A 23,313-nucleotide genomic window follows, 5' to 3' on the forward strand; every position below is an offset into this window, starting at 1 on the left:
TCCGCCTCGTCAAGGGCCTCCGCGTCCGCTGCATGTATTGCACGCAAAGTCATCCCCCGCGTTAGCCACCCCGTTTGTTGCGTGCAAGATGCCACGGCGAGCAGCAACAATCCAGCCAATGCAGATTGCACGCCATTATTGCACGCAACAAAACGAGGAATGGATCGAAATCACGCTAAAATGAGCAGAGTCCGGCCCATCGGCACCCGAAATCGCTCCAAACGGCTGTCGTTAACGTGCGTTTTTACGAGGCGGGGCCTTCTGACCCACAATACAACAGCGGCACTCAAGGATTACGCCTTCGAACTCGTCGGCCAGGAGGTCAAGCAGGGCGAGGCGATCTTGGCGGTCCGTCTCTCGCACAAGCCGACCGCCAAACCGGTTCCCGATGCGGTCGTTTTCGCCAGTCGTCTCGACATGGCGCCGGCCGGCATGCCGACCATGACGACGGAGCTAGAGCCGCAGCCTGCGACCGAGCCCGGCCTCTACCGGTTCAAGACTAATCTTACGATGGCGGGTGACTGGCAGTTCTCGTTAGCGGCGAAGGTGCCGGGCGAGACCGGCACCGTTCAGAGTCAGATCGTGTTCAAGGCGGTGCCGTGATGGATCAGATGACGCCATTCCAGATCGGTGAGGTCCAAGGCCGGCGGAGCGCCCGCAGACGCCTCGCAAGGCAACTCGGCGGCGGACTTCTGGCGCCGGTTGTGCTCGTCAGTGCCTTGATGCTTGGTCTGAAGGCTGGGGAAGCCCGTTGGCCCCTACCGTCATGGACCCCGGCGCCGGTAGCCGCGCTGCTGGTCAAGGACAAGTCGGGTCCGGCGACGGACGCCGCCACGATCTACTACCGTGATCCGGACGGAAAGGCGTTGTTCTCTCTCGTTCCCACGAAGACCGATGATGGTCGCGATTACCGCCCCGTCCGTGTCGGAGAGGACGTGGGCTTCGACCCCAAGCCGGCGGAAGCGGCCAGCGCCGCAATGCCAGGCATGGCTGACACAGGCGCAAAGAAAATCCTCTACTACCGTAACCCGATGGGGCTACCGGATACCTCGCCGGTGCCGAAGAAGGACTCGATGGGGATGGATTATCTCCCCGTCCACGCCGGCGAGGCCGACGAGGGGAACATCGTCAAGATCTCGCCCGGCAAGATCCAGCGCACGGGGGTGCGGTCGGAGATGGTTGAGCGCCGGGTTGTCTCCCGCCTCGTCCGGGTTCCCGGCTCGATCCAGCTCGACGAGCGACGGGTCACGGTCGTGGCCACACGCTCCGACGCTTTCGTCGACAAGGTCGCAAACGTCACAACGGGTGACCGCGTGCGCAAGGGCCAGTCCCTGGTCGACGTCTACTCGCCCGAGATCAATGCCGCCGCGGCGCAGCTCATCGCCAACCCCGGCTTCGAGGGTTCGCGCCGACGCCTGCAGAACCTGAACGTCCCTACCGAGGTCATCGCGGAGATGGAACGCACCCGTACGGTCCCGATGGCCATCACCTGGTCGGCGCCCCGCGATGGAGTAGTCCTGGAGCGGAGTGCGGTCGAGGGCATGAAGGCGTCGGCCGGCGATACCCTCTTCCGCATCGGCGACATCTCGCTGATGTGGGTCCTGGCCGACGTGCCGGAGCACGAGCTCGGCAGCGTGCGGGTGGGCCAGCCCGTCACCATAAGCGTGCGGTCACTGCCGGGACGCACCTTTAACGCCAAGGTCGGCTTGATCTATCCGCAGGTGAACAAGGAAACCCGCAGCACCCGTGTACGGATCGAGCTTCCGAACCCGGACGGGGTGCTGCTGCCCGACATGTACGCTGACATCGAGATCGCGACGGGGGCGGCTAAGCCAGTGGTTGCGGTGCCCGATGATGCCGTCCTCGACACCGGCGCAAGGCAGGTCGTTCTCATCGATCAGGGCGAGGGCCGGTTCGAGCCGCGAGAGGTTACGACCGGTGCGCGGGGCAATGGCTTTACGGAAATCCGTGAGGGGATCGAGGCCGGTGCCCGCGTGGTGACCTCGGCCAACTTCCTGATCGATGCCGAGAGCAACCTGAAGGCGGCCCTGCAGGGCCTGGCGACCGCGGCGCCACCTGATCTGCAAGCTGCGGCCGGGGACCCGAAGCCATGATCGCGCGCCTCATCGGCTGGTCGGCCCGCAATCTCGTCCTGGTGCTGATCGGCACCGTGTTCGCGGTTGGGGTCGGCCTCTATACGCTGCGGACCCTGCCGCTCGACGCCATCCCCGACCTCTCGGACGTGCAGACCATCGTCTACACCGAGTACCCGGGCCAGGCCCCGCAAGTGATTGAGGACCAGGTTACCTACCCACTCACGACGGCCATGCTGACGGTTCCGAAGTCGAAGGTGGTACGAGGCTTCTCGTTCTTCGGGGTCTCGTTCGTCTACGTCATCTTCGAGGACGGCACCGACCCATACTGGGCCCGCTCGCGGGTACTTGAATATCTCAGCGCAGCCAGCAAACGACTGCCGGCCGGCGTCACGCCGACGCTCGGACCCGATGCGACCGGCGTGGGCTGGGTCTTCCAATACGCCATCCTAGCCAAGCAGCAGACGCTCGCCGAACTGCGCTCGCTTCAGGACTGGGTGGTGCGCTTTGGCGCCTCGCGCGCCGAGGGAGTGGCCGAGGTCGCGGGCGTCGGCGGCTTCGTCAAGCAGTACAACGTCGTCGTCGACCCCAACCGCTTGCGGGCCCAGGGCGTCTCGATGGGCAAGCTGCGCGACGCGATCCGGTCGAGCAACGCGGATGTTGGCGGTCGCACCGTCGAGCTCAGCGAGTTCGAATTCATGGTTCGCGGACGCGGCTACCTGAAGAACATCGCCGACATCGAGAGCATCGTTTTGAAGACCGATGCGGGCACGCCCCTACGGGTGCGCGATGTCGCCCGGGTCGAGCTTGGGCCCGACGAGCGCCGCGGCATCACCGAGCTGAATGGCGAGGGCGAAGTTGCCGGTGGCATCATCCTGCAGCGCTTCGGCGCCAATGCTCTCAACGTCATCGAGAGCGCCAAGGCGAGGCTTGCTGAGGTGGCTGCGAGCCTGCCTGCCGGAACCGAGATCGTACCGGTCTATGACCGTTCGCAACTCATCGCTTCGGCTATCGAGACGCTCAAGCACACGCTCATCGAGGAAAGCGTCATCGTAGCCCTCGTCTGCGTCGTGTTTCTGCTGCACCTGAGGAGCGCGCTCGTCGCCATCCTGATGCTGCCGGTCGGCATCCTGATGAGCTTTGCCGCGATGAAGTTCCTCGGGCTCGGCGCCAACATCATGTCGCTCGGCGGCATCGCCATTGCGGTCGGCGCCATGATCGACGCGGCCATCGTGATGATCGAGAACGCCCACAAGCACCTGGAGCGGGCCCCGCCTGACAAGCCCCGCACTGAGGTGCTGATCGAGGCGGCTAGCGAGGTCGGACCCTCGCTGTTCTTCTCGCTCCTCATCATCACGGTCTCGTTTCTGCCGATCTTCACGTTGGAGAGCCAGGAAGGGCGCTTGTTCGGGCCATTGGCCTTCACCAAGACGTTCGCCATGGCGGCTGCGGCCATCCTGTCGGTGACGCTCGTTCCTGCCCTGATGATTTTGTTCGTGCGCGGCCGTATTATCCCGGAGCACAAGAACCCGCTCAATCGCCTGCTGATCTGGCTGTACCGACCCATCATCCAGGTCGTCTTACGGGCCAAGGTTCTGACGATCCTCATCGCTCTCGTGGCGCTTGCAGCAACGGTCTGGCCCGCGCGCCAGCTCGGGTCTGAGTTCATGCCTGAGCTGAACGAGGGCACGCTCATGTACATGCCGACGACGCTGCCAGGCATCTCGGTGACCAAGGCCGGCGAACTTCTCGCGACCCAGGACCGGATCATCAAGTCCTTCCCAGAAGTAGCCTCGGTCTACGGCAAGGCAGGACGCGCCAACACCGCGACGGACCCGGCGCCGACCGAGATGTTCGAGACCATCATCGCCTTGAAGCCGAAGGAGGATTGGCGCCCCGGCGTGACGCTAGCGAGCCTCAAGGCCGATATGGACGCGGCCCTGCAGTTCCCTGGCGTCTCGAATGCCTGGACCCAGCCGATCCGTGCCCGCATCGACATGCTGGCCACCGGCATCCGCACGCCGGTCGGGATCAAGGTCTACGGCAAGGACCTGAGCGAGATGGAGAAGGTGGCCCGCCAGGTCGAGGCGGTAGTGAAGGCGGTGCCGGGTACGTCGAGCGCCTACGCCGAGCGTGTGATCGGCGGGTACTTCCTCGACATCACGCCCGACCGCGAGGCGCTGGGGCGCTATGGCCTCACGGTCGGCGACGTGCAGGACGTCATCACGATGGCCTTGGGCGGCGACAGCGTCACCAACACGGTCGAGGGCCGCGAACGCTATACCGTGAACGTGCGCTATCCCCGCGCCTTCCGCTCCAACCCACAGGCCATCGCTAATGAGGTCCAGGTGCCGATGATGAACGGCGGGACCGTACCGCTCGGCGAAGTAGCGAAGGTGCAGCTCAACCGCGGGCCAACCTCGATCCGCACCGAGAACGGTCAGCTCGCCGTCTACATCTTCGTCGATATCGCGGGTCGCGACATGGGTGGCTACGTCGCCGAGGCGCGGGCGGCAGTGGCGAGTGAGGTCAAGCTGCCCCAGGGCACGACGCTGCAATGGAGCGGCCAGTTCGAGTACATGGAGCGGGCAGAGGCGAGGCTGAAGATCGTGGTGCCGTTGACGTTGCTGATCATCTTTCTGCTGCTCTACCTCAACTTCCGCCGGCTGACCGAGACGCTCATCGTCATGCTGTCGCTCCCGTTCTCGCTGGTCGGTGGGATCTGGCTGATGTGGTGGATGGGCTTCAACATGTCCGTCGCCGTGGCGGTCGGCTTCATTGCTCTGGCTGGTGTCGCTGCGGAAACGGGCGTGATCATGCTGATCTACCTCGATCATGCCTGGGTCGAGCAACGGGCTGAGGTTGCCGCTGCGGGACGGGTGCCGACCCGTGCGGATCTCTACCGGGCGATCATGGTGGGCGCTGTCGAGCGTGTGCGGCCGAAGATGATGACTGTCGTCGCCATCATGGCCGGTCTCGTTCCGATCCTTTGGAGCACCGGCTCGGGTTCTGAGATCATGCAGCGCATCGCGGTGCCGATGATAGGCGGCATGATCTCCTCGACGGTGCTCACCCTCGTGGTCATCCCGGCCATCTACGGCCTGGTCAAAGCGCGGGGGCTCCCGCATCGCAGCCAGAGCCAGTCGAGTACGGCCACGGTGGGCCAAGCACAGGTGCCGCCCCGGCTCGTCAGGCCCGCCGCTGAGTGAACACGAGCCAGTCGCCTAGGGCGTCCCCAGCTAGGGCGAGCAGCCTCCATCATCGACGACGGAAAGAAGCCGAAACCGTGCCGGGAAGAGTCTTGGATTTCCTCGTGATTGGTGGTGGGCCGGGTGGCCTGACGGCCGCGATTTATCTGGCTCGATTTCGCCGACGTTTCCAGGTGATCGATGCCGGCCGGAGCCGAGCAGCCCTGATCCCGACCTCGCACAATCACGCCGGCTTTCCCGAGGGCATCAACGGCAAGACGCTTCTCGCCCGCATGGCGGAGCAGGCGCGCAAGTACGGCGCTCACATCGCCGCGGATACCGTGACACAGCTCGTGCGCCGGTCGGATGGCGTCTTCCTCGCAACCATTGATGCCGAGCAGATCGCGGCACGGACGATCCTTTTGGCAACTGGGATCGTCGACCGTGAGCCCGCGCTACCCGACGTGCCGGACGCGATCCAGCGCGGATTGGTCCGCCATTGCGGGATCTGCGACGGCTACGAGGTTCTCGGCAGACGCGTTGCGGTGATCGGGCACGGCAGCAGCGGGATAAACGAGGCGCTGTTCCTGCGCACCTACACCTCCGACGTCACGCTGTTGTCGCTCGGTTGTCCCCTGAGCCTGTCGGAGGATGAGCGGGGCCAGGCGGCGGAGGCCGGGATCAGGGTGGTCGAGGAGCCAGTCGCGCGCGTCGTCATCGAGGGTGACCAGATCCGTGCGCTAGCCATGAGTGAGGGGGACCCTCGGTCGTTCGATGCGCTCTACTCGGCCCTGGGCAGCGACGCCCGGTCCGACCTCGTGCGCAGCCTCGGCACCCACGTGGACGACAAGGGCTGTGTGGTGACGGACGCGCATCAGAGGAGCTCGACCGACGGCCTGTTCGCCGCCGGCGACGTGGTGCGGAGCCTCGACCAGATCAGCGTCGCGATGGGCCAGGCTGCCATCGCGGCGACAGCGATCCACAACCGACTGCGGGGAATGCCCGCTCCGAAGGGCTCACCCAACGATACCTTATCGTTCTCGCCCCAGGATCTCTGCACCTGGTCAAACTCCATCTGACTCGCCTCGGCGCTGGTCTCGCCTTCGCTTCCCTTGGCCACGAGCCATCGCGGGGGTCGCACCGGTGCCGACCTCAAACACTCTCAGCCTGCGTTCATGGACAGAGTGCTGCTCCAAGAACTGAACGCGAATTGTAACCTTCTCTCCGTGAGGTTCGAAGTTTTGTCTGACGGCGCACGCCCCTCACCGGGTTCATTGTCCCCAGAGGCGCCCGCACTTGGGCGCGATCCAGCAGACGCAAGAGGAAAAGGAATGCAGATGTTTAATCTCCGCCCGAAGGCCGGAACGCGGACACTCCTCGCCACGGCGGCACTGCTTCTGGCGGGCGCTGCACAGGCCCAGACGGGCAAGCCCTCGCCCATGGGCGACATGCCGGGCATGAGCGGCAACGCCGGCGCGACGAACGCCAAGAGTCAGACTGCCAATGGCACGGGCACGGTCACGGCCGTGAACGCGGGGCAGAACAAGGTCACGCTCAATCATGAGCCAATCCCAGCGCTCAGCTGGCCTGCGATGGAAATGGAGCTGGCGGCGGCCCCGTCGGTAGATCTCACGAAGATCAAGCCCGGCGCCAAGGTTCAGTTCACCCTCAGCAGCACCAAGGGATCCTACACCGTCCAGTCCCTGACCCCAATGCCATGAACCGGATCCAGTCTGGAATTCATCCGATGATGAAGCAACGCAGGGTTTTGGCGGTGTTCCTTGCATTAGCCACGCCCGGAATGGCCGCTGCGCAAGCAGCCCAGACCGCCATTCTTTACAAGAACCCGCAATGCGAGTGTTGCGACGCCTACGCCAAGGTGCTCGAACGCAGTGGCATCCCAGTCACCGTGAAGGCGACCTCGACACTGACCGCGCTCAAGCGCGAGCACGGCGTGCCCGGGCCGCTTCAGGGCTGTCACACCCTGCTCATCGATGGCTACGTCGTCGAGGGGCATGTGCCGGTGACACAAGTCAAGCGCCTGCTTACCGAGCGGCCAGCCATCAAGGGCATTTCGCTGCCCGGCATGCCCGCGGGCTCACCCGGCATGGACGGCGTGAAGGCGGAGCCGTTCACGATCTACGAGATCGGGGAAGGCGAACCCAAGATCTTCGCGCGCGAGTAGCACGCGACGCCAAGGCTGGTGCCCTCACGGGGACTTGGCCGACATCCAGAAGCTCGGCATCAACGGCGCACCGCCGCGCGACTGCGATACTGAGCAGGTTTACCGCGACAGATGCAACGAGGGCGGCCAATGACGGTTGGAAATAGATGTGCGGGATGATGCATGGCGGAAACGTCTTGTCGTGGGACTGGCTCATGCAAGGTAGCCCCATCACTTGGCTCTTCGTGTTCCTAGGGCTCACGGCGGTCGTCGCGCTCATCATGGCAAGTGCCGCGTTGGCACGGGCGTTGGTCGGGTTCCTCGGTCGGCTCTGGCGGTCACGGCGTGCCCCCGCCTGATCAAGACGTTGATGGCGGGACATGCGTGATCCGGCCGCCAGCCGCCAGCGCTCAAGGAAGGGCGTTGGCATTCACACCTCACCACAAAGGAGACACACGATGAAGTTCTCGACGATACTCCCAACTTCGGCCGCGATCGGTCTCTTCCTGACGGCGGGTTTGGCCCTCGCCCAGGGTATGAACGAGCAGCCCTCTTCCCAGGGCGGCGATCAGAAGATGCAGCAGGGTGGTGGCATGGGCGGTATGAACATGGGAGGCGGCAAGCAAGGCGGCATGGGCATGGGCATGGGAGGTATGGGTATGGGAGGTATGGGCCAGCAGCAGGGTGGCGGCATGGGCGGCGGCAAACAGGCCGGCGGTTGTGGGATGATGGGGATGATGGGAATGGGGAAACAGGGCGGCGGCATGGGCCAACAGCAGGGGGCCGATGTGACCGCGCTGCAGGAGCGGATCAACCAGTTGGAGCAGCGGCTCAACGCCGGGCAGGGCTCAGCCAAGCCCTAATAGTCTCAACGACTTTTACTCTACCGATCGCGAGTCGCGGTTGGGTTTCGTGTCATGGACCGGCGCACGATGGTGCGCCGGTCTATTCGTGCAGATCCCTCGCCTTCTGGCCGCCCCGAAGGCTTCGGCAAATTGCTGATGCAGGGCCGATCTCAGCTCTTCTCCTACAACTTTCTCGGACCCTGTGATGATAGCTGGTGACGTCGATGCGAGCGCGAGTAAGCTGCGGGCCGAACCTGCACCTCGGGGTCCCCGGTGGCCAGCGACCTTGTCCGTCATCCTTCACTGGCTCTCCGCGGCAGCCCTGTTTGGCGCCCTCGCGGGTGGGCTGTACGTCCACCGGCTTTCATCCTGTTGCACGGCTGGGCACTGGGAGGTCTACAATCTTCATGCTTCGTTCGGCTTAGCCCTGCTCGCTCTCGTGGCGCTGAGGGCGTTGGTGCGGCTGCTGCGCCCTTGGCCAGCTCTACCGGCTCATACTCCCTTATGGCAGCGCTTGATTGCACGCGCGACGCACATCGCCCTCTACGTCCTGATGATCGCTCTACCGCTGGCCGGGTGGAGCATCGTCTCGGCCCCGGGCTGCTGCCATATCAACCCCTTCGTCTTCGACCAATTCCTGTTGCCGAGCCTCGATCCAGCCCCCATTCCAGATCGGGCAACCGCGTTTGCCATCCATTCTGCTCTGGCTTGGATCGTCATGGGCGTGATCGCCCTGCATGCATCGGCAGCCTTGGTCCACCACGTCTTCTATAAGGACGAGACCCTCGCCCGCATTGTGCCGGGCCTGCGACCAAGGCGCAGCCGCACAGGGTAAGCGTATAGCAGTGCGGAGACATGATCCGTAGACCATCATGGATAACTCGTAACGGTCCCTTGCTGTAAATGAAACTACGGATCACTTGATTTTGTGGTAGAAGATCTGGCCAGATTAAAAGCAGCAAAGCCTTCCAACCGTCGCGGCGTCTCAATTTTATGCTTGTTAGTCTACGTTGGGATCTCAGGCGCCGATGACTCACCTCCAGGTCTGGCCGAGCCTTGATAAAGGTAGGTCACTAAGCGTGGACCTTGCCCAACATAGCCAGTCGTCAACTCCTCAATGACAAAGCCTGCCTGTTCGAGGAGACGGTTCACCGGTCGCTCAAGGTGGCAGCTGATCCGCGCCCAAAGCGGATCGAGCCATCGCTGCCAGCGCGCGACCCGGCGATCCGGTGCCAGGCCATGCTCGATGAACAGCAGGCGTCCGTTGGGGCGAAGCACCCGCCTCATCTCGCGGAGCCCCCTGAGCGGATCCGGGATGCTGCATAGGGTCCATGTCATCACGACAGTATCGATGCTCTCGCTCGCGAGCGGGATGGCCTCGGCAGAGGCTTGGACGAGAAGCGTTCTCACTGAGAGTAAAGCCGCTTGCTCTTGCGTCATACTCAGGAGCGTCGAAGAGGGATCGATACCGATGAGCCCGGTGACGCCGGAACCGTAGTGAGGCAGGTTCAAGCCGGAGCCGATGCCGATCTCAAGCACTTTGCCCGCCGCGAGCGGGAGGATTCGCGAGCGGCACACCGAGGCGTCCTGATTACGCAAGGCCCTATCCACGAGGAAGGGAAACACACGGCGCCTGTAGAAACCCATCGCCCGATCTCTCTCGGATTGCCAGAACCTTGCGTGACGCGCACTGCCAAGGACATGGTAAATCTGAATATCCATGGTCATTGTCGCGAGAAAGGTCGGATGTTGAGATGCCAAGGACCCGAGGAAGTTGCGCATCGCCTTCACGGGACCAAATCGAGGCAGTCGAATGTCACGATCACTCTCTGGGCATGGTCACTTCGTCAAAAAATCGGGCGTCGTCCACTGTTCGTTACATTGCGCGCCCATCCAGCCCTTCGCCAACCGGCACGCCAGAACGAATTTGTAACCTCTTTCCGATCTGCCCCGAACTCACGGGGAGTGACACCACGAATACGTCGAGCCGACTGCGGCGTCCTGTGCGCCTCGATCATCGCATTACCGGTCAGGGTTGCCGGCATCTCAGAAAAGGTCTGATATTATGGAAGGGCATAACTCGGTGATGCAAGCCATGGTGGATCGGCAAGACCAAGGTAGTGTTGGCTGACAGCATGAGGACAGGTGCGGCTGATCCTCCGTGAGACAGCGCTGTGCATCGTCACCTTGATCGTATTCAAATCTTTGAAATCGCGAGCGTTAGAAGGGCAATAGCGTCTTTAAGCGCTTGCGGTCGAGCTCGCCCTTGCACTCCCAAGCGGCGCCGAGAGGGACTTCCCCCGATCGTTCGTCTCGTGCGGGTTGACCGGAACAGACAGGTATAGCCCGTCTCTCCGATCAACCCGGCTCGCTTGCCCCGACCGGTAGACCTCCGCCGGTCGGGGCCTTTTTGTGGTTGAGGCAAGACATATGAATGGCCAACGCACCGATCCTTCTCACCGCCACGCCGTTGCAGCATCCCATGATCGCGTCAGAGTTCAGTCGCAGTGAGGGTTTTCCAGGTCATCCGCTACGGTGCCTTAGCAGCCGCGGGTGCGCTGGCGCTCGCAGGTGGCGCCGCAATCCTGCTTGGTCGTCCGACGGAACCCCGGGTGACGGCTGTTGGCCTGCCGGCGATCGGTGGTCCCTTTAGGCTGGTCGCGCACACAGGGGCGGTCGTCGACTCAAGCCATCTGCAAGGCCGACCTCTGATCGTTTTCTTCGGCTTTACGCACTGTCCCGACGTCTGCCCGACGGCGCTGGCATCGTTGTCACAGGCCTTGAGCGATCTCGGCCCTGATGCGGACCGGCTGCAGGCGGTGTTTGTCACCGTCGATCCCGAGCGGGATACGCAAGTGGCGCTCGCCCAGTACATGCAGGCCTTCGACCCCCGCATCCTAGCTTTGACTGGAACACCGGAGGAGATCGCGACGGTGACGAAGGCTTACAAGGTCTTCGCGGAAAAAGTGCCGAGAGCCGGTGGCGACTACACGATGAACCACACGGCCAGCGTGTTCTTGATGGATCGCCAGGGTCGCTTCAAGGGTACGATTGCCCAGGGCGAATCTTCAGAGGCCGCGATGATGAAGCTGCGTCTCCTGATCGGGCTGAAGGCTACCTGAATCATGCGGCAACCGACAATTTCTGCTCTGCTGGGTTCCCCTCTTCCGATCGCTAGCTCGACTGGGCTTTGCCGGCCCGAGCATGTCTGGTCGTCCCCACCGATGGCGTTGCTCAGATGGTTTGAGAGGCATGCTGCCAGTATGAGCTATGAACGCCGGGACAAAAGTTTATTGAGTTACCACGAATTTTTGATGCATCTGAACAACGGAGGCGAGCTTAGATGGCGATATCCTCAGATCTTTTAGCCTCGAGCAACACTCAAAAGGAGCGCAGCGTCGGTGCTGCTGATCCTTTCACGGCTGGTAATCGACCGCAGACGGCATTCGTTAATGAGAACCAAGTGCGCGCCGCGGCAGGTCTGACGATGGTCTTGGGCGCGGTTGCATTCGTGTACGCCTACTTTGACAAGGTATACGTGCCAATTCAAGTTGTCACGACGGTGTTCTTCATCGAGTTTCTGATCCGCATCACGGCGGGCCTCACGTACAGCCCGATTGGCGTACTCGCAGGCTGGATAACACAGCGCCAGCCGCCTCACTGGGTTTCGGCCAAGCCGAAGCGCTTCGCCTGGACGCTCGGCCTGCTCATGTCGCTGGCCATGGTGATCATCACGAACAGTGGCATCCGCGGTGTGCTGCCCCTGACGATCTGCCTTATCTGCTTAAGCTTGATGTGGCTCGAAGCCGTGCTTGGCCTGTGTCTGGGCTGCGAATTCCATCGCGTCATGGTCCGGCGCGGCTGGGCTACGAGAGATAAGACCATTGAGGTCTGCGCGCATGGCGCCTGCGCGACCGAAAGCGCTAACGCGAGAACTTCTCTATGAATGTTGCGGCTGATATCCCGCGTCTGATCCGGCCTGAAGCCCTGCGCGAGCGGATCGTTGGCATCGACCGCCGCGTGCCGGTGCTCGATGGATCATTGCGACGCTACATCAACCTAGACAACGCCGCGACCACACCCGTGCTTCGCGATGTTTTGGACACCGTCAATCACTTCATGGAATGGTACGCCTCGGTTCACCGGGGTACGGGTTTCAAGAGTCGCGTCGCTACCCAAGCCTACGAAGATGCGCGCGCGACTGTGGCACGGTTCGTTGGCGCCGATCCGCACCAGCACCTTGTCATCTTCGGCAAGAACACGACCGAAGCCATCAACAAGCTGTCCTACCGCTTGCCACTTGGCTCCGACGACGTGGTATTGGTCTCAGAAATGGAGCATCACAGCAACGACCTGCCTTGGCGAGCGCGAGCGCAGGTTGAGCACATCGGCGTCGATGCACTGGGTCAGCTGGACGAGGATCACTTCGATCGTCTGCTCGAAGCGCACGCGGGCCGGATCAAACTGGTTGCTGTCACTGGCGGCTCCAACGTCACCGGAGCTATGCCCGACCTTCGCAGCTTGGCGGTGAAGGCACACGCTGTCGGAGCGCAAATCTTAGTCGATTGCGCTCAGTTGGCTCCGCACCGTGACCTCAACATAGGATCCCTCGACGATCCAGCCCACCTGGATTACGTGACCCTCTCGGCACACAAGATGTACGCACCGTTCGGCACCGGTGCCTTGATCGGTCGCCGAGACACGTTCGAGCGCGGGGAGCCAGAGTATTGCGGCGGCGGCACGATCTCATTTGTCTCTCACAACGAGGTCGCTTGGGCCGACGCGCCCGATCGCGACGAAGCGGGAACACCAAACGTGGTGGGAGCCGTGGCGTTGGCCGCTGCGATGCAGGCGTTGGGCGGTATCGGCATGGGGGCCATCGCCCGCCATGAGGCCGAGCTCACGGCCTACGCTCTGGAACGACTGACCGCCATTGAGGGCTTGCGCATCTACGGCGACACCGATCCGCTGCGAGCGTCGCAACGGCTGGGTGTGATCGCGTTCAACCTCGAACCACACTCACACGCCCTGGTCGCGGCAGTGCTTGGAACGGAGTTCGGCATCGGGGTGCGCAACGGCTGCTTTTGCGCGCACCCATATCTGATCCGTCTGCTTGGATTGACATACGACGACGTGCAGAAAGTCCGATCCAGCATAACAACAGGCGATCGCAGCGCCGTACCAGGTCTGGTTCGTGTAAGCTTTGGCTATTACAACACGATCAGTGAGGTCGATAAGCTCGTCGAGGCTCTAAAGAAAATATCAATTGGGGAATACAAGGGTAAGTACTATCAGGATACTAGCAGTGGCGAATATAATGCGTTCGGCTGGTCACCTGATTTGTTAGAACATTTTGCTTTAGACGCCGTTCAACAGACATATGGACTTAGCGCGCTCCGTGCGCGGTAGAGCTTGATGGCTGCGTGGCGAGGCCTTTGAGCGGAGCTTTCGATCGCTGTAGCGCAGCTCTGACCTCGTGCGTAGTCGTGGCTCAGCCGTGAAGACCCTGTCCGATAACGCCTCTCGGGGGGCCGACATAGGACGGGCACAAAACCACGCTAAGCGGACAGAGCAAGAACATCGGACCTGTCAGTGTGCTTGCGGTTGAGGGGTCTGAAGCCATCGAGCCCGATCGCCGCTTCTCCGGTCCAGATGTAATCGCCGGTGAGGTTGATGTGCTGCCAGCCGAGCGGTGCCAGGTGAGCGAGCAAATCGTCCGGAACGGGCTCGCCCTGGCGGCGCAACTGACGGATGGCGCGGTCCATGTAGACCGTGTTCCAGAGGATGATCGCGGCCACAACCAGGTTCAGGCCGCTGGCGCGATGTTGACGGCTCTCCGCGTCGCGATCCCGTATGCGCCCGAGGCGATGGAAGCAGACCGCCCGAGCGAGCGCGTTGCGGGACTCGCCCTTGTTCAGTTCCGCGCTCGCCTGTCGGCGCAGGCCGGGATCCTCCAGCCAGTCGAGGGTGAACAGGGTGCGCTCGATCCGCCCCAGCTCCCGCAGCGCCAGGGCCAGCCCGTTTTGGCGCGGATAGGATCCGAGGCGCCGCAACATCAGCGAGGCGGGCACGCTGCCCACGCGCACGGAGGTCGCCAAGCGCAGGAGGTCGTCCCAATGGCGCGTGATCAACGCTTCGTCGATCCGGCCGGCCAGGAACGGTTCGAGCGTCGGCCATCGCCCGGCCGGGGCAAAGGCATGGAGCCTGCGATCGGAGAGGTTCGGGATGCGCGGCGCGAAGCGGAAGCCGAGCAGATGGCAGAGCCCGAACACATGGTCCGAGACGCCACCGCCATCGGTGTGGTGGATCGCGATGTCGACGCCGCCGCCATGGTAGAGAAGGCCATCGATGACGTGGGCGGCTTCGCCCTCGGTCGCCGAGATGACCTTCGTGTGGAACGGGGCATAGCGGCCGGAGATGAATGTGTAGAACGAGACGGCGGGGTGAGATCCCTTGTGCGGATTGATCGTCCCGGCGCCCTCGGCGTGCCCACCGAGCGGGAAGTGCTGCCCGTCGGAACTCGACACGACCGCAGCCCCGAACGCGGCGGCCAGGGGATGAGCGTGTTGAGCGGCGACGACCGCGGCCAGCGCCCGGCCATAGTTGTCCTCGTTCAGATGCCATCCGGCCGTCCAGGCGAGCTGGCGGTAGCTGGCCACCGCGCAGGCGTCGGCCATGCGGGTGAGACCGAGATTGGTGGCGTCGGCCAGCACCGCCGTCAGGACGATGCGCCGATCGGACGTCGGCAAGCCCGTCCGGAGATGGGTGAAGTGGTCGCAAAGACCGGTCCAGCCGTCGACTTCGGCGACGAGATCCGTGATCCGGATCCGCGGCATCAGGGCCTGGATGCGGGCGGCCAGATCTTCGGCGGCCTCGGGGGTGATCGCCTGTGGCGCGGTGATCCGCAAGGCGGTCGCGGAGATGCGGACGTCGGCGAGGAGGTTGCGGTCGGCACGCCGTTCCACTTGGTCCAGGCGCTCTCCGAGGAGCGTCTTGCGCATTTGCAGATAGACGGACGGATCGTCCGGAACGGCGAGCGGCAGCGGTCCTGCCTGCCGCATCGTGGTGAACAGTGCCTGCGGGATCATCTGGTCTTCGATGGCACGGTACTGCCGGCTGCCGGCGACCCAGACATCCCCGGCGCGCAGCCTGTCGCGCAACTCTGCGAAGAGGCAGAGTTCGTAAGCGGCGGCATCGAGGTGACCGCCGCGCAGGACCGCGCTCCGCCAGCCATGCCGAACGAACCCGGTCGGTAGGTCGCCTGGGAGCGTGCGGCGCGTCCCGCGATAGAAGACGCGCATGCGCTCGACCGCCCGCAGGAGGCCATCCGTGCTGGCGATCCCATGGAACGCGAAGCTGTCGAGGAACAGGGGGCCGATCCGGCGCACGAGCCCGTGACTGGCGGCGGCAAGGGCGGCATGGTCGGCTCCGTCCGGACGGGACAGGCGATCCGCTTCGGCGACCGCACGCATGAAGCCGTCCCAGGAGATGACGCTCTCGATCGCCGCGAAGGCGTCGCCTCGTGCGTCGCGCACCGCGATCAACGCATGCCCGACGCGGGCGAGGAGCCGGATCTTGTCGTTGACGGCCCGCGCGTTGGCCTGCAACTCGGAGGCGGCGCGTCGCTCGGCCCGCCGGAACAGCCCTCCCACGAGCCGGTCGAACAGGCCGACGGCTTCGTCGGTAAGGCGGGTCATGGCGTCCAGCGCGGTGACGGCGAGGACGGCGTGCCGCCGGAGGGGCGACAGGCTCTTCAGGTGTTGTGCGGACAGGCGCATTCCTTCGCGGGCCAGGGCTTGGCGGCGATCGGTTTGGATCGCCTCGACGAGCGTAGCGTCGAGCCCGAGGGATCGAAGCCGCCCGAGCTGGCCGAGAAGGCGCACCAACGCGCGATGTCCTGCCGCTCCCGGTGGCTGACGCGCCCAGGCGAGCGGGCTCAGCACAGCCTCGGCGGGAACGTCCAGAAGGGCGTCCAATGCGGCACGCCGGCGATTGTCGAGCCGGGCATCGATCTGACGGTCCACATACCGGTCCGCCTGAGACAAGGCGTCGGCGGTCAGACGCTCGATCACCGTGGGACCCGGTGCGGCGATGGCCCGGCGGCGAAGCTCCTCCATGAGAAGCCGGGCGAGCGTTGTGCCACTCGTCGTGGCCAGGGCCTGGGGCAGCAGCCATCGGGCCATCGCGATGCGATCGGGCCGGGCAAAGGTCCTGAACCCGAACGCGGTGTAGAGGGCCTGGAGTTGGTCGTAGCGGGTCTGGGACCGGATGGCGTAGTCGACCAGAGCGTCCGAGGGCAGATCGAGCTGGTCGGCGATGAACGTCAGAACCTCCCGCGGCACGACTTCACCGCGATGGAGCAGACGCCCCGGATAGCGCAGTGCGCAGAGCTGGACGGCAAAGCCGAGGCGATTGTGAGCCCGCCGCCGCCGGGCGATGACCGCGAGGTCGGCTGGAGACAGGGTATAGTAACGGACGAGGTCGGCTTCGTCCGTCGCCAGGGCGAGCAACGCGTCGAGTTGGGTTCGGGTCACGGCTCGGCGGCGTGGCATGGCGGCTCTGTCCCAATTGGAGTAATGGCTATTTGCGATGCCGGCAGGCCAAGCTGGAACAAGGACTTGGCGGGCGCAGGGCCGGGAGGGTTCAATTGGGACAGAGCGCGGCGATCTATTGCCGGGTCTCGACCGCGGACCAATCCTGCGAGCGTCAGGAGCGCGATCTGCGTGCCTTCGCCGAGCGCGCCGGCTACGCGGTGGTCGGCGTGTTCAGGGAAACCGGCTCGGGGGTGAAGCTCGACCGTATCGAGCGCCGCAAGGTCATGGCGCTGGCGCAAGCCCGCCGGATCGACGTGGTGCTGGTGACGGAGCTGTCGCGCTGGGGCCGCTCGACCCTCGACCTTCTCGAAACCCTGCGTGAACTCGAAGCCCGGCGCGTCTCTGTCGTGGCGATGAGCGGCATGACCTTCGACCTGGCGAGCGCGACCGGCCGCATGATGGCCACGGTGCTGGCCGGGATCGCCGAGTTCGAGCGCGAACTCCTGCGCGAGCGTGTCCGCTCGGGCCTGGCGGCGGCCCGGGCACGGGGCCGGGTGCTCGGGCGGCAGACCGGCCAGAGGCCGAAATCCGACCGTCTCGCCCCGAAGGTTTTGGCCCTGATCGAGGCCGGGCGGAGCTACCGGCTGATCGGCCGCGAACTCGGGCTCAGCAAGAACACAGTGGCGGAGATCGTCAAACGCCATCGCAAACCGGTGGCCGGAGTCCGCCCGTGAGCCGGCCGCCGCGCAAGCCCCCGGCCAACGCCTACCGCAAGGTCGACTTCCGCGAGGAGGCTCGGGCGATCGTCTTCAAGGATCGGTACGATCGGAAATACGGCCGGGCCGTCGATACCGCCGGCACGATCGCCCGAGCCCTGGAGCGCGCCTACAAGCAAGGCTTCGCCGATGCCCAGGACCCGCACCGATCGGCCTCGCCGGTGACCGAGCCGACGGCTGGCCCGCTCGAATGGGGGTTCATTCCGCCGCGTCCTAGGAACGCATTCTGGTCCTGCTGCCTGTTCATCCTTGGCCGTCAGGGCAATCGCCTGCGCCTCGGGCATCTCGAACCCGCTCTGACCGAACGGGGAACCCAGGGCTGGCGGCTCGTCGTCGAGGGTTACGAACCCGAGCTCAAGGATGTGATCAGCGCCAGTTCGATCCGACCGTTGGTCAAATTGGGCCTGCTGGAGAGCGCCCCGAGCAGTCCCGAGAGGTTGACCATCAGCGCCCGGGGCCGCGCCACATGGGAGCTGTACCTTCTCTCAGGTGAACTGGGCCCCTGAGCATCGCTCCAACCCAAACTTCGTTCCTCGTTTGTCTCCTTAGCGTGGTTTTGTGCCCGTCCTATGTCGGCACCCCATCCTGTGCGGCGGCGCGGGCTACTGGCTCGGGCGCAGGGACACGCTCGGCCTGGACGCCAAGTGGGCGGGCCTGACCCAGCGCTCCGACGGCCCGGCGTGGCTCGCCCTGGTCGCGGCCAACCCCGACCTGCGCAGCCAGATGAGCCAGTCCTGCACCCCGTCGCAGCTCAAGACGGATGCGGCGTCGAATCGGCGGTACTGCGAGCTCCCGCTCTGGACGGAGGGGACGGTCGCGCCGGTCGGGGGTGTTCCCGCGGTGATCTACCTGACGCTGCGCGACAGGCTCATCGCCTGGGGCCCGGCCTGGCTCATGCTCGGGGCCGGGCTCGCGGCCCTCCTCGGCCGCCGCCTGCTGCGCCGGGTGTTCGCGTGGCGGCCCGTGGCTTGGCTGCTGGAGTGATCGCCCCGACGCGCTATCGATCGTACGAAACAAACAGAGCGCCATCGCGCGTCAACGCCGTCGCACCTCCATCGATCGATGACAGACCTCGCAGGCGAGCCGGGTCCCCGGCTTGGCCCAGGCGTTCGCCCCGCAGCTCGGGCAGGTGTACCGGGTCTTGCTCGCCGCCTTCCGCTCCCGCGCCTCGCGCTCGGCCTCGTTCCGGAGCTCGACGTAGGGCACGCTGAAGCCTTGCGCCTCGATCAGCTCGGCGCAGGCCAGGGCGAACCGGCCGCCCGGCTCGATCGTGTGACCCACTTGCTGCCCGGTCTGCTTGCCGCCCGGTTCGCCGGTCGCGGTCGGGATCAGCCCGACCGTGCGCATCAGTTCGGCCCATTCTCGGTTGTGGTAGCCGGGACGGGACGGCGTGCCGAAATGCGCTTGCTGCAGGTGGACCATCTCGCGCACCAGGGTGGCGAGCGTCGCCTCGGTCGAGCGCTCGGCGAAGTGCCGGGGGTTGAGCGCGATCTCGTCGGTGACCTCGACGCCGTCGGGCGTGGTGAAGCGGCGGCCGGCGAAATATCCGTAGGCCTTGGACTTGCGCTGCATGGTGATCAGGCACGCAGGCAGCCGGCCGGTGAACAGCCGGGCATTGAAGAACGCGTAGGCGTCGGTCAGCCCGGAATAGGTCCGGGTGGTCGGGTCGGTCGGCGATCTGGACATATCGTACGAAACAATATGGTCCGGTCCGCTTGGGGACCATCGGTAGTTGGATCGTACGAAACAACCACGGACGAGTTCGAGGGTTCGACGTCGGTCAGCCTCCCGCCAGCTCGGTCCATCCAGGCGGACCGGACGCGGTGACCAGCCAGCGGCTCGGCCTCGGCCCGTCATGCGTCACGCTCGGCCTGGAGCGCTTCGATGCGGCCAACGCCGCCGCGTTGCCGGCCGTGCCGGTCGACGCCGCAGGCCTCAGCCGCGAAGACCGGATCACCGTCCTGTTCGGCTATGCTAGAGAGCTCTGCCTGTACGACCGGGACGACATCGCGGAAAAGGCGTGTTCTTCACGCGCCTCACCCGCAGCGCCGACGATGCCGCGGGCGTCGCCCGCATCCTCGGCCGGCCGCGACCGAACACGGTCCCGGAGGTCGAGCGGCTGCTGGTCGAGGCCCTGATCGGCGGCCGCCACAGGCCCTACGCCCTGCTCGCACGCTCCCCGGCGGCATGCCGCCGGGGAGCGTGCGGGCTTCCGCAGGATCGGCCTGCGCGCTGACTCGCTTCCCGATGTCGCCCGATCGTACGCACTGACGTTCGTGAACGCGCCTGGGTCGTGGGGTTGTGAGTGACTGATCCGCTACGCGCTGTTTGCGGTGTCCATCGCGAGGGAGACCGGGGCGGCTCAGCCATACCGGCCGGGTGCGAAGGCGCCGCTCAATCACCCGGGAACAGGATCGCCTCGTAATCCTGGGCCCCGTGGAGGACGTGCAGGATATCGATGCGGTCCGCGCCGACCCGATAGAACACCAGGTATCGGCCATAGGAGCGGCGGCGCACGCCGCTGTGCCGGTAGCGCGGGACCAGCGGGTATCCTTGCGGGGCCTCGGCCAGCCGCTGGCAGCAGTCGACCAGCTCGTCGACGAAGCTCACCGCACGGCGGGGATTCGCCTCGGCGATGTAGTTCGCGATGTGCTCAAGATCGACCTCCGCCTCTTCGGTAAAGACGACGATCATGCCTCCCCGGCTTCCGCCCGGGCCCGATACTTGGCCGTCAGGCGCTCAGCGACTCGCTCGGCCGGCGTGACCCGCCCCTCGTCGGCGTCGGCCAAGCCGCGGGCGATCGCGGCATCGAGCGCGACGAGGCGCTTTTCCCGTTCCTCGACCAAGCGCACGCCCTCGCGCAGCACTTCGCTGCGCGAGTTGTAGCGTCCGGTCGTCACCAGGCTGGTCACGTACCGTTCGAGCCGGGGACCGAGATCGGCGCTGCTGGGCATGACGGCTCCTCCTCCGAGCATTCTGGCATGGATGGATAACTGTTATCAACGCCGTGAGGCGCAACCGGCGGGCGCCGCCTCACGGCTCTCCACCGTATTCGGTTCAGAATCTCCGACCCGCGCGGAAGGTGATGTTTCCGGCACGACGGAAGCGTTCGGGTCCTGAGCGCCATCCTGAGCCACCCGGGCTCGCTCGGTCGGACGGTGCGTTCGGCAGGACGGACGTCGCGGCCCTGTCGCATGCGATCACCGCATGGCTCTGGCCCCGCCACGATCCGCGCGGATTCCTGCGCGCGCGCTCCGGTCGAGGTCGCCCGCTGCCCTCCGGCAGCATTGCGACGGTTCTGTTTTCCTCGATTCTGACAGGTCTAGAACTTGAGTATCCGTGCTGGTCACGCTTTTGACCCCTCCCCCTTGAGAGAAGACGGGAGCCGCCTGACCTCTCCGGTTCGGGAGGGTGTCGCCGCGCCGCGCCAGCCGCAGCCACGCCAGCCACTCGGCCGAGATAACGCGGACGATGTTGGTGTCGTTGCGGAAGCCGGTGATCGCCCGCTCCTCGACGGTCAGCAGTCCGAGCCGGCATGCCTCACGGATCGCGTTCTTCACGGTCGAGCGGCACACGCCGGCCACCGCGGCCATGTTCTCGATCGACAGCCGGCAGTCCTTCCGCCGTACGGTCTCGGCCGCCACGAGGGCGAGGACCGCCTGCTCGGCCAGCGTGAACCGGGCCGCGAGCCCCGGCGGGAGCCGCCCCGAGGCAGCCCAGCGGCGACGGCGCTCCAGCGAAGCGTCCGTGCGCGGGCGCGAGCCGACGGCCCTCCTGGGTGATCCTGCACGATCCTGGGTCGTGGGTGGGAATTCAGCCTCGGGACTGAGTCGCAAATCTGCCGGTAGACGGCGAGCTGCAGGCGCGTCTGTGCGCGTCTCGATTAGCCCTGACAGCGCTTCGGCCTCGGCTTCCGTGACCTTTCCTTCCCCATAGGCGCGCCAGAGCAGCGCTGTGACCTGGGGCAGGGTGATTCGGCTCGCAGCCTCGATGGCGCGGCGGATTTCGTCTGCAAACACGTCTCTCGACCCTCATCGGGCCGCAACAGGTCGTTCCGGGCCACCGCGATGGCGTCCGGTCCACAAGGCAAAGCCTCATCATCGCGGGAATTATCATTCCCGCTTGACGCCCAGGGGCGTCTCATGGCTTGTGAGGGATGGTTGAGGGCCCTCGCGGCCACTTTTTCGATTTTGACGGGCTCTCGGTTTGGCGACCGGGGGCCCGTTGCCTTTTCAGGGGTCGACTTGCGGCGGCGTGGTCTCCTTATGGTGCCAGCGACTCGCGCGAGGCGCGTCAGCCGGATTGCGCATGTCGGCCGGACGCCACGCTTAAGTCAACGTTGGCGTCTCCGCGGCCGTCATCGATTTAAGCCGACGTAAGGTGTTGGCGTAGGCGAACGGCAGCGGAGCCAGATTGTTGAGCGCTGCTGCTGGAGGTTCGTGGCGACTCGCGACCTTCCTCGTTGGTCTGTGTCTTGGAACCGCACTGCCGTGCGCCGCGCTGGCTTAAGCGGCTCCGGAGAAGTCCGCAGCCTTTCCTGGGCCGCCAGCCCTGAAGGCAGTCCACGATGCATTCGCCTCGATGTAGGGCGACCGGACCGCGGCGAAGGAGGCAGAAAGGCAAAACGGCGAGCCGCTATCCGGCGGCACAAATTGGTATTAATCTTTTTGCAAAGTTATGCCTTTCCAAATTTTTGCAAATCTACAAATCTTGCGTTGCGCAAAAGCACCTTGGCGTCCGGGTCCCCGATTAGTCGTAGGAAACGGCGTCCATATCGTATTTTTCGAATAGGAGATTCATCGCCTCTCTGAATAGATCCTGCTTGTCTCGGCGGGTCCGATAGGCGAGGTCGCGTAGCTGTTCGCGCGCCTTTTCGTTCACGTAATAGCCAGTGAACGACAGGCCCTGACGGCTTAACTGCTCCTTTCTGGAAAGAGCCGCAGTGCGATCTGGCCGATGAGCAGGCGGATCGATGCGCTGGGGCTCAACGGGTCTGGTCTTCGCTTCCAGTCGTTTTGCGAAATCATCCCCGGAAATGCGTGCCATAAGCTATCACTTTTTCGAAGCGGATTTTTCCGCCTTTGCACCTTTCTGATTTAACTGCTTTGTGACCCAGGTGTAAAGCTGGCGCATCTCGTCGGCCGCCACGCTGTTGGGATCCGTTTCTAAAACGGTTCGGCCTTGATCCTGGCTCTCGCCGTAGGCGATCCGCGAATGGATCACCACCGGCGCCGTCTCAATCCCCTTCATGGCCAGTACGGTGTTTGTCTCGTCCACGATCGATTTTCTTCGCTGCGGGCTCTCATCGTTGAATACGACAACCGCACGCCGGTCCTGACCTCTCGCGCTGTCGTAGGACCGCAAGACAGCCGCAAGGTCGGCAGCCTGGATGCGGCAAGGGATAAGGACGAGGTTGGCCGCCTCGATTGCCGCTGCACCGGCGTCGCCGGCTGCTGGCGGCGTGTCGAGATAGACGATGTCTGTGTCCTCGCGAATTGCCTCCAGAATCTTTGATAGGCGATTGCTTTGAGCTGAGATCACGTCGGGAGCGTCATCACCTCGGGCGTCCGCCCATTCAGACGCTGTGGTCTGCGGGTCTAGATCAATCACTTTTGTCCTCAAGCCGGCCTGCCACGAAGCTACCGAGAGATGGGTGACAAGGGTCGTCTTGCCGACGCCGCCTTTGCGCGCGGCCACCGCGATGATTTGCACC

At 64.5% G+C, this 23,313-nt stretch carries 23 protein-coding genes; 15 read left to right on the forward strand and 8 right to left on the reverse strand.

The window, feature by feature from the left end; all coding sequences use genetic code 11:
- The first annotated feature begins 261 nt into the window (after positions 1-261).
- The 8 genes from FVE89_RS24420 to FVE89_RS24455 all read left to right on the forward strand — a co-directional run bounded on the left by FVE89_RS24420 (position 262) and on the right by FVE89_RS24455 (position 9,125).
- Positions 262-603: a FixH family protein gene (locus tag FVE89_RS24420; RefSeq protein WP_246731171.1), complete on the forward strand. Its 342-nt coding sequence runs from the start codon at positions 262-264 to the stop codon at positions 601-603.
- Complete coding sequence (locus tag FVE89_RS24425) at positions 603-2,114, forward strand: efflux RND transporter periplasmic adaptor subunit (protein WP_161392793.1); 1,512 nt, start codon at positions 603-605, stop codon at positions 2,112-2,114. The genes FVE89_RS24420 and FVE89_RS24425 overlap by 1 nt, the downstream gene beginning before the upstream one ends.
- Positions 2,111-5,302 (forward strand): CusA/CzcA family heavy metal efflux RND transporter, encoded by a 3,192-nt coding sequence (locus FVE89_RS24430; RefSeq protein ID WP_161392794.1) that lies wholly within the window; start codon positions 2,111-2,113, stop codon positions 5,300-5,302. The genes FVE89_RS24425 and FVE89_RS24430 overlap by 4 nt, the downstream gene beginning before the upstream one ends.
- Positions 5,303-5,394: 92 nt before the next feature.
- The gene (locus FVE89_RS24435; protein ID WP_202131050.1) at positions 5,395-6,360 is read left to right on the forward strand and encodes an NAD(P)/FAD-dependent oxidoreductase; all 966 of its coding nucleotides are present in this window, start codon (positions 5,395-5,397) and stop codon (positions 6,358-6,360) included.
- Positions 6,361-6,618: 258 nt separating this feature from the next.
- Entirely contained in the window at positions 6,619-7,002 is a 384-nt protein-coding gene (locus FVE89_RS24440) for a copper-binding protein (RefSeq protein WP_161392796.1), read from the forward strand.
- Complete coding sequence (locus FVE89_RS24445; RefSeq protein WP_348644728.1) at positions 6,999-7,466, forward strand: DUF411 domain-containing protein; 468 nt, start codon at positions 6,999-7,001, stop codon at positions 7,464-7,466. The genes FVE89_RS24440 and FVE89_RS24445 overlap by 4 nt, the downstream gene beginning before the upstream one ends.
- Positions 7,467-7,903: 437 nt before the next feature.
- Positions 7,904-8,308, forward strand: a complete 405-nt coding sequence (locus FVE89_RS30670) for a hypothetical protein (protein WP_202131051.1) — start codon at positions 7,904-7,906, stop codon at positions 8,306-8,308.
- A gap of 268 nt (positions 8,309-8,576) precedes the next feature.
- Positions 8,577-9,125 carry a cytochrome b/b6 domain-containing protein gene (locus FVE89_RS24455; RefSeq protein WP_161392797.1) on the forward strand — a complete coding sequence of 183 codons (549 nt, stop codon included), beginning with the start codon at positions 8,577-8,579 and terminating at the stop codon, positions 9,123-9,125.
- A gap of 170 nt (positions 9,126-9,295) precedes the next feature.
- On the opposite strand, the gene FVE89_RS24460 is transcribed toward FVE89_RS24455, so the two are convergent.
- Positions 9,296-10,072 (reverse strand): class I SAM-dependent methyltransferase, encoded by a 777-nt coding sequence (locus FVE89_RS24460; protein WP_348644729.1) that lies wholly within the window; start codon positions 10,070-10,072, stop codon positions 9,296-9,298.
- A gap of 725 nt (positions 10,073-10,797) precedes the next feature.
- Here FVE89_RS24460 and FVE89_RS24465 point away from each other — a divergent pair.
- From FVE89_RS24465 to FVE89_RS24475, 3 genes are all read left to right on the forward strand, one after another.
- Positions 10,798-11,412, forward strand: coding sequence for an SCO family protein (locus FVE89_RS24465; RefSeq protein WP_161392798.1), 615 nt, complete (start codon positions 10,798-10,800; stop codon positions 11,410-11,412).
- A 221-nt stretch (positions 11,413-11,633) separates the two neighbouring features.
- Positions 11,634-12,236, forward strand: coding sequence for a DUF4395 domain-containing protein (locus FVE89_RS24470; RefSeq protein WP_161392799.1), 603 nt, complete (start codon positions 11,634-11,636; stop codon positions 12,234-12,236).
- The gene (locus tag FVE89_RS24475; RefSeq protein WP_161392800.1) at positions 12,233-13,699 is read left to right on the forward strand and encodes an aminotransferase class V-fold PLP-dependent enzyme; all 1,467 of its coding nucleotides are present in this window, start codon (positions 12,233-12,235) and stop codon (positions 13,697-13,699) included. The genes FVE89_RS24470 and FVE89_RS24475 overlap by 4 nt, the downstream gene beginning before the upstream one ends.
- A 149-nt stretch (positions 13,700-13,848) precedes the next feature.
- Here FVE89_RS24475 and FVE89_RS24480 read toward each other — a convergent pair whose 3' ends face one another.
- Positions 13,849-16,842 (reverse strand): Tn3 family transposase, encoded by a 2,994-nt coding sequence (locus tag FVE89_RS24480; RefSeq protein ID WP_043075339.1) that lies wholly within the window; start codon positions 16,840-16,842, stop codon positions 13,849-13,851.
- 95 nt (positions 16,843-16,937) lie between these two features.
- Between FVE89_RS24480 and FVE89_RS24485 the strand changes: the two genes are divergently transcribed.
- Genes FVE89_RS24485 through FVE89_RS24495 form a run of 3 tightly spaced genes read left to right on the forward strand, consistent with a single transcriptional unit; the run spans position 16,938 to position 18,584 of the window.
- Positions 16,938-17,558, forward strand: coding sequence for a recombinase family protein (locus FVE89_RS24485; RefSeq protein ID WP_043075338.1), 621 nt, complete (start codon positions 16,938-16,940; stop codon positions 17,556-17,558).
- A complete protein-coding gene (locus FVE89_RS24490; RefSeq protein ID WP_043075337.1) occupies positions 17,555-18,106 on the forward strand; it encodes a hypothetical protein in 552 nt (183 codons plus the stop codon). The genes FVE89_RS24485 and FVE89_RS24490 overlap by 4 nt, the downstream gene beginning before the upstream one ends.
- A 52-nt stretch (positions 18,107-18,158) precedes the next feature.
- Positions 18,159-18,584 carry a hypothetical protein gene (locus FVE89_RS24495; protein WP_230368544.1) on the forward strand — a complete coding sequence of 142 codons (426 nt, stop codon included), beginning with the start codon at positions 18,159-18,161 and terminating at the stop codon, positions 18,582-18,584.
- Positions 18,585-18,635: 51 nt separating this feature from the next.
- Here FVE89_RS24495 and FVE89_RS24500 read toward each other — a convergent pair whose 3' ends face one another.
- The gene (locus FVE89_RS24500; protein WP_127993405.1) at positions 18,636-19,286 is read right to left on the reverse strand and encodes a SprT-like domain-containing protein; all 651 of its coding nucleotides are present in this window, start codon (positions 19,284-19,286) and stop codon (positions 18,636-18,638) included.
- Between the two features lie 334 nt (positions 19,287-19,620).
- Here FVE89_RS24500 and FVE89_RS24505 point away from each other — a divergent pair, with 334 nt between their 5' ends.
- Positions 19,621-19,836, forward strand: a complete 216-nt coding sequence (locus FVE89_RS24505) for a hypothetical protein (protein ID WP_043075365.1) — start codon at positions 19,621-19,623, stop codon at positions 19,834-19,836.
- A gap of 158 nt (positions 19,837-19,994) precedes the next feature.
- Here FVE89_RS24505 and FVE89_RS24510 read toward each other — a convergent pair whose 3' ends face one another.
- The 5 genes from FVE89_RS24510 to FVE89_RS24530 form a co-directional block, all read right to left on the reverse strand.
- Positions 19,995-20,294 (reverse strand): type II toxin-antitoxin system RelE/ParE family toxin, encoded by a 300-nt coding sequence (locus tag FVE89_RS24510; RefSeq protein ID WP_043075364.1) that lies wholly within the window; start codon positions 20,292-20,294, stop codon positions 19,995-19,997.
- Complete coding sequence (locus tag FVE89_RS24515; RefSeq protein ID WP_043075363.1) at positions 20,291-20,554, reverse strand: type II toxin-antitoxin system ParD family antitoxin; 264 nt, start codon at positions 20,552-20,554, stop codon at positions 20,291-20,293. Before FVE89_RS24515 ends, FVE89_RS24510 begins: the two co-directional genes overlap by 4 nt.
- 246 nt (positions 20,555-20,800) lie before the next feature.
- A complete protein-coding gene (locus FVE89_RS24520; RefSeq protein WP_043075362.1) occupies positions 20,801-21,619 on the reverse strand; it encodes a hypothetical protein in 819 nt (272 codons plus the stop codon).
- A gap of 730 nt (positions 21,620-22,349) precedes the next feature.
- Positions 22,350-22,646, reverse strand: a complete 297-nt coding sequence (locus tag FVE89_RS24525) for a ribbon-helix-helix domain-containing protein (RefSeq protein WP_127993403.1) — start codon at positions 22,644-22,646, stop codon at positions 22,350-22,352.
- A 6-nt stretch (positions 22,647-22,652) separates the two neighbouring features.
- Positions 22,653-23,312, reverse strand: coding sequence for a ParA family protein (locus tag FVE89_RS24530; RefSeq protein WP_043075369.1), 660 nt, complete (start codon positions 23,310-23,312; stop codon positions 22,653-22,655).
- Position 23,313: the final 1 nt, after the last annotated feature.

The organism is Methylobacterium sp. 2A, from assembly GCF_009806555.1.
GTDB lineage: Bacteria > Pseudomonadota > Alphaproteobacteria > Rhizobiales > Beijerinckiaceae > Methylobacterium.